The sequence below is a fragment of the Mesorhizobium sp. CA5 genome (genome assembly GCF_020165105.1).
Classification (GTDB): Bacteria; Pseudomonadota; Alphaproteobacteria; order Rhizobiales; family Rhizobiaceae; genus Mesorhizobium.
Genome location: NZ_JAIUHJ010000025.1, coordinates 82,117 through 88,355, shown reverse-complemented (window position 1 = coordinate 88,355; position 6,239 = coordinate 82,117). Strand labels below are relative to the sequence as shown.

At 64.3% G+C, this 6,239-nt stretch carries 6 protein-coding genes; 4 read left to right on the top strand and 2 right to left on the bottom strand.

Translation table 11 applies throughout. The features are described from left to right. From LB529_RS25625 to LB529_RS25610, 4 genes are all read left to right on the top strand, one after another. On the top strand, window positions 1-2,349 hold a 2,349-nt coding region (locus tag LB529_RS25625; RefSeq protein WP_224712667.1), incomplete at its 5' end, for a DUF5801 repeats-in-toxin domain-containing protein. 72 nt (window positions 2,350-2,421) lie between these two features. Next, complete coding sequence (locus tag LB529_RS25620) at window positions 2,422-2,790, top strand: hypothetical protein (protein WP_095765659.1); 369 nt, start codon at window positions 2,422-2,424, stop codon at window positions 2,788-2,790. 254 nt (window positions 2,791-3,044) lie between these two features. After that, window positions 3,045-3,656, top strand: coding sequence for a lytic transglycosylase domain-containing protein (locus tag LB529_RS25615; protein WP_318012580.1), 612 nt, complete (start codon window positions 3,045-3,047; stop codon window positions 3,654-3,656). A 231-nt stretch (window positions 3,657-3,887) separates the two neighbouring features. Next, on the top strand, window positions 3,888-5,135 hold the full coding sequence (locus LB529_RS25610; protein WP_224712666.1) for an ABC transporter substrate-binding protein: 1,248 nt from the start codon (window positions 3,888-3,890) through the stop codon (window positions 5,133-5,135). Between the two features lie 13 nt (window positions 5,136-5,148). Here LB529_RS25610 and LB529_RS25605 read toward each other — a convergent pair whose 3' ends face one another. Continuing rightward, window positions 5,149-5,694 (bottom strand): prepilin peptidase, encoded by a 546-nt coding sequence (locus LB529_RS25605; protein ID WP_224712665.1) that lies wholly within the window; start codon window positions 5,692-5,694, stop codon window positions 5,149-5,151. Continuing rightward, complete coding sequence (locus LB529_RS25600; RefSeq protein ID WP_224712664.1) at window positions 5,691-6,236, bottom strand: tetratricopeptide repeat protein; 546 nt, start codon at window positions 6,234-6,236, stop codon at window positions 5,691-5,693. Before LB529_RS25600 ends, LB529_RS25605 begins: the two co-directional genes overlap by 4 nt. Window positions 6,237-6,239 lie beyond the last annotated feature (3 nt).

The following is a 6,239-nucleotide window of genomic DNA, read 5'->3' as shown; positions in this document are numbered from 1 at the left end:
AAGATCGCCGTGACGGCGACGGTGACGGATGCCGACGGCGACAGCGCCTCGACCGGCGCCATCGACATCGGCGGCGCGGTCACCTTCCTCGATGACGGCCCGACGATCTCGAATGCAGTGGTCGGCAGCTCGGTGACGCTCGACGAGACCAATAACGGTCCGACGACGGACGGCGTGCTGAACCCGGCGATCATGACGGCGACGAGCGCTGCGGCGATCGTGACGCTGACCTCGGCCTACGGTGCCGACGGCGCCGGCACGACGGCCTATGCGCTGTCGGTGACGAACGCGGCCTCCGGCCTGGCGACGGCGCAGGGCGACCATGCCATCACGCTGGTCCAGGTCGGCGCCACGGTGCAGGGCCAGTACAGCGATGCCGGCGGCACGCACACCGCCTTCACGGTATCGGTCGCCTCGGACGGCAAGCTGACGGTGGTGCAGAACGTCGCGCTGGAACATCTGGTCGACGGCTCGACGGCCGCCGCCTACAACGACGCGCTCAATCTGGCCGGCAAGATCGCCGTGACGGCGACGGTGACGGATGCCGACGGCGACAGCGCCTCGACCGGCGCCATCGACATCGGCGGCGCGGTCACCTTCCTCGATGACGGCCCGACAGCAGTCTCGCCGGACTACGCGGTGCTGTCGAATAGCGCGGGCGCTCCGGTTACGTTTGCTCTGGATGTAGACCACTCGCTGTCCAACAACTACGGAGCGGATGGTGCCGGCACGGCGATTTTCGCGGCGTCTCTCGATGGCGCGGACAGCGGCCTGACTTCGGGCGGCGCCCACATCATCTACGATGTATCTGCGGACGGTCATACCCTGTACGGAAATGCTAACGGCCTGGCGGTGTTCACCGTCACCCTCGACCCCCAGAGTGCCAGCTATTCCGTTGACATGAATGGAACGGTCGACAGCCTGACGCAAGTGACGTTCTCTAACGGGACGTATGATTTCGACGGCGGTAACGGCGCCTGGGCCGGCTTCGTGCCCAATGGTCAGAAGAACTCCGGTGCCCCGGTCGACGATAATTCGCAGGACGTGCTTTTCACGCCTTTCGGCACCGGCACGACCATCAACGGGAACGCGAACTCCTTCGGCGTCGGCGGCGGCGCCGGCGGGCAGAACATCGGTGCGGGCGAAGGCATCCGGGTGGACTTTGTCCAGGATTTAACCGGCAACACGATGGGAGCCGGCGGATATGGCGTCCTCGCCAACCGCGACCACGTGTTCGATAACCACTATACCGCCAACGGCGCCACCTTCACCTTTGGCGACGGAAACACCAACACCGTTCTTCAAATCACGGCGAAGGACGACAACGCCACGACGGGTACCGACAACAACAAGGTCGTTGGGGATGGTGCGCTCGATTCGGTCACCTCGGTCGCGATCGCGTATGACGGGCAGACGCAGATCGTCGATTTCGCGACCATCGGCACCAACGCAACGACATACACGGTTGGCAGTCCGGGTGGGCTGACGGACAGAACCTACACGGTTCACTTCGTCGATGTGGATCCCACCGCCGCAGTTCATTATGCCGCTCAGATAACAGGTATAATGGACGACCATGTTTCCGTCTCAACGTTCACGGCCGACGGCTACAACAGTCTGGAATTGTTGAACACGAGCGGCGACGACTTCGCCATCACCGGGTTCGGCGCAGCCGTTCAGAGCACCAACCCCGTCAACTTCAATCTGCCGATCCAGATCGTGGACGCGGACGGTGACCTGGCGACAAGTCTGATCGGCGTGACGCTGAGCGGGAACCCGATTGCGGATCACTCGGCGGACGCCGCCGGCGCTTCGCATATCTACACGTCGACGGCGGCGGCCCCCGATATCATCGGGTCTGCTTTCGACGACACCATCACCGGCAACGATGTCGGGAACATGCTGTATGGTGGAGCCGGAGTCGACAATTTGAGTGGAGCGGGCGGCAACGACACGCTCGTCGGCGGCGCCGGCAACGATACGCTCAATGGCGGGTCCGGCAACGACCTCCTCGTCGGCGGCGCTGGCCAGGACACGCTGACAGGCGGCACCGGCGCCGATGCGTTCAGGCTCGACCACCTCGACATCAAGGATCTCATCACCGATTACAGTGGCGCCGAAGGCGACAAGATCGACTTGTCTTCGCTGTTCGAGACAGCACCGGGAGGCAACATCGCCGACTACGTGCATTATGACGCTGGCACAAAGACGCTGAGTGTCGACACCAACGGCACGGCCGGCGGCACCAACTTCGTAGATGTGGCCCAGCTGACGAACGGACCTGCCGCCGGAACGATCAACATCCTTTACGACGACACGAACCACGCACAGCACACGGCCACCATTTAGCACTTATGCGCTACCACGCTTCCATGCTAAACATCAGCAAAGCATGAATTCGCAATTCGGAGAGGGGCTTACATGAAACATTCCATAAGATTGCTGGCTTCGGCCGCGGCGCTGCTGGTGGCCGGGTCGACGGGGTTCGCCGCCGACATCATCGGCGAGCCGGCGGTGAATTATTGCCGCACTGTGGGCACCTCGGACCTGGTGCTGACCGACAACATGGTCGAGCTCAAGGACCATGTGGTGAAGCTGATGGACGAATCGGTCGCCGTCGCCAACAGCCCGGAATGGATCAACTCGTCGCGTCCCGCCTTCGTCTGGGCCTCGGAAGCCAAGGTCGCCTGCGGCATGGCCTATGGCTACCTCAAGACGAACTACAAGGACGAAGACACGCTCAACAAATGCGAGTGCTTCCACGACCGCATGGTCGAGTATATGCACTGAGCTGACGGGCAAGCGGACGCCGGCTGGCTGCGATGGTGGCCGACGGAGAACCGGCGAAGGCGATCGCGCTGGACCGGTCCGCCGTTTCACCGAAACGGCGAAACGGTCCATCTCTTTGTCTTGACGCAAGTGCGAGCGGAAAACCGCTGCGCAGTGTTCCTGGAATTGCCCTGGCGGTCGCCTTGCTCGGCCTGGGGCAAATACCTGTCCACGCCAACTGGCTGGAACGACCGCAACCGCCGGGGACGCAGCCCGTGCGCTGCGACGCGGTGGCCGAGCGGACGCGCGCGACATTCAAGGCATTCGCCACCTGCCAGGCGTCGCTCTACGGCCTCGAGCCGGTGCTGGCGCATGCGGTGATGGAGATCGAAAGCGGCTTCGATCCCGGCGTACGCGGCGCCGACGGCGAGGTCGGGCTGATGCAGGTCATGCCGGCAACGGCGCGGATGCTCGGCTTTCGCGGCTCTCTCGACGAGCTCGGCGAGCCGGCCACCAACATCGCGCTCGGCGTCAAATATCTGGCGCAGGCAAACAGGCTCGCCGCGGGCGACCTTTGCACCACCGTGATGAAATACCGCGCCGGGCACGGCGAGACCCGCTTCTCGGTCCGCTCTGTCGACTACTGCCGGCGCGCACGCGCGATCCTGGCGCGGGAAGGGCTCGAAGCGGCCGGGCCGCTGCCGGTGGCGACGATCGGATTCTCCGACGTCTCGATTGTCGGCTTGTCCGCCGCCGGCCAGGAGAACCGCGTCTGCGTGCGACGATCGTTCGTGCCGGGGCCGCGCTACATGAAATGCGCTGACTATCGCAGCCCGGCGCAGGCGAAGGCGATACAGGCGCTGAGAGCGCGGCTGTTCGACGGCTGAAGCCATGATGCAAGAATCGCGGGACGCGCCGGGCAGGCAAACGTTAAGAGAAGTGAAGGCGGACCGGGGCGAATACTGGCGGCAGATGGATGGAAGCATCAAATGAAATGTGAGCGGCACGATCCGGACCTGAAGCGCGCCGCGCCGAAACGAATCGTTGCGGTGCGCTTCAGGTCTTTGTCAGATGCATGTCGTCTCCCCAAAACCGGGACCACTTTTGGGCGACATGCATTGGGGGCTCTCGCTCTCGGCCTCGTCGCGACGCTGTGCGCATGCCAGTCCAAGAGCGGCGCGTCGGACGTGCTCGATCCGTCGGCGATCACGGCACCCGCCGGCCAGGCGGGCGCGCCCGCGGTGCCCGCCCAGCAGGCAAGCGGCCAGGCCTTGGGCAGTGCGGCCTTGGCCAGCGTGACCTCGGCCGGCCCGGCCTCGGCCGCCGCTGCCAAGGCCCAGCTGACGCTCGGCACGGGACCGACCAAGGTGGCCATGCTGCTGCCGCTTTCGGCGCCCGGAAGCACCGGCGAGACCGGCCGGAAAATGTATGACGGCGCGCGCCTCGCAATGGCCGACCTCGGCGACAAGCTTCTGACGCTGACGATCGAGGACACGCGCGGCGACAGCGGCTACGCCAAGGACCTCGCAGTGAAGGCGATCACCTCGGGCACGGCGAAGGCGGTCATCGGGCCGTCCGAGCTTGCGGCCGCTCAGCACCTTGCCAAGCTCTCCGGCTCCAAGCGGCCGCCGGTGCTGGCGCTGGCCGACAATTTCGCCGGCGGCCCCGGCGTCTATTCCGTGCGGCTCGGCGAAGCCGACAGCGCTGCGGCGGGCGCGGCGGCGGTCGCCGCCAAGGGCGCCAGGAAATTCGTGCTGCTGGTGCCATCGGGCGCGGAGTCGGGCCCGATTGAATCCCGGGTGGCCAACGCGCTCAGCATCTACGGCGCCACGCTTGCCGTGACCCTGCCCTATTCGGCGAGCGACGGCGGCGCCAAGGTGGTGTCCGACATGGGCTCGCTTGTCGAGGCGCCCGATGCCGTGGTCGTCGCCTGCGGCGACGGTAGCCCTGTCGCGGTGCTCGCGGCGCTGAAGGCCAAAGGCATTCCAGGCAAGGCGGTGACGCTGATCGGCACCGACCGCTGGCTCGAGCGCCCGATGGATCCGCTCTACGAGGGCGCCTATATCGCGACGCTCGACCAGAGCGAGACCGGCCCGATCGCCGACCGCTTCAAGGCCACCTACAACTATCAGCCGGACGTCAATGTGGCCTATGCCTATGACGTGGTGGCGCTGAGCGCGGGAATCGCCAGCTCAGCCGGCCCCGACGGCTTCAGCAAGCAGGTGCTGGAAAACGCCAGCGGCTTCCGCGGCTCGACCGGCCTGTTCCGCTTCCGCGCCGACGGATCGAGCCAAAGGTCGATGCCGTTCTTCAGGGTGGAGAAGGGTAAGCTTAAGCTGGTGGAGAAGTCGACGTCGGGGTTTTGAGGGGGGAGTAAGCTCAGTTGAGCTGCTGCAAAATCCCGGAACTGGTCGCTATCATCAGGGCATAGTACATCTGCAAAGCTATCGCGCAGATGGCGGCCGCCGAAATCGGCACGCCGAACGGCACGACGCCCTTGCGATCCATATGCTGCACATAGTGGCGGAACATCCCGGCTGGCATCAGAAAAGGGTTCTTGATGATGGCAGCCGTGGCGACCGCGAAAACCAGCAGCAGTATCGAGAAAACGGCGAGATTGCTTCCGCCAATCAGCAATGGTGTCACGCTCATCAGCTTGACATCGCCGGCTCCAACCTTCCGGAGGAGCCAAAATGGAAAAAGCGCGAGGAACAAGGCCAAGCCGCCGAACGCGCTAATCCCCATTTCCAACCATGAGTGAGTTTGCAATGCCTGGAATTGCAGGGCGCCGAGGCCGAGGCAAAGCAACAGCAGCACGTCACGGTTGGAGATGCGCTGGGTAGAAAAATCGATCCAGGCGATACGCGCGAGCAACAGGACCGCTGCCCCTTTGAACACAAGCGCAGCGGTCAGCAAAAGGCTCATGACCGCTCGATGTTCCGCACGCTGGAGGACAGCAGCTTCAAATTGTTGGCCACGGTCGGGTCGTTGGGCGCCAGTTCATAGGCTTTGAGGAAGTTGCTGCGCGCGTCCTGCAGCTTGCCTCGAAGCAAATAGGAATAGCCGAGATTGTTGTAATATTCCGGCGTCGCGCCGATCAGCCGGTAGGCCCGACCGTAAGCCATATCGGCCAGATCGAAACGCCGGATACGGTCGCAGGAAGCGGCGAGGCCGAGCCAAGCGACGCCGTCATTAGGGGCGAGCCGCGTGGCCTTGTAGAACAAAGCGCCGGCATTGCCGTAGTTCTCGGACCGAAACTGGGTCTTGGCCTCGGTAACCGCCTGGTCCGAGGCATAGTAGTCGACGTCGCTGATCGTTTTCAGTCCATCGAAAGTATCGCCGAAGGCGGTGTAGTCGCCTTTTGCCGGCTCGTTGGCGCGCACGACGCCGCCGGTGGAGTCGTTGGTCTGGCAACCGGCCAGGAAGATCAGCAGCAGGCTGGTCGCGACTACGAGGCGCTTTGTCATTGT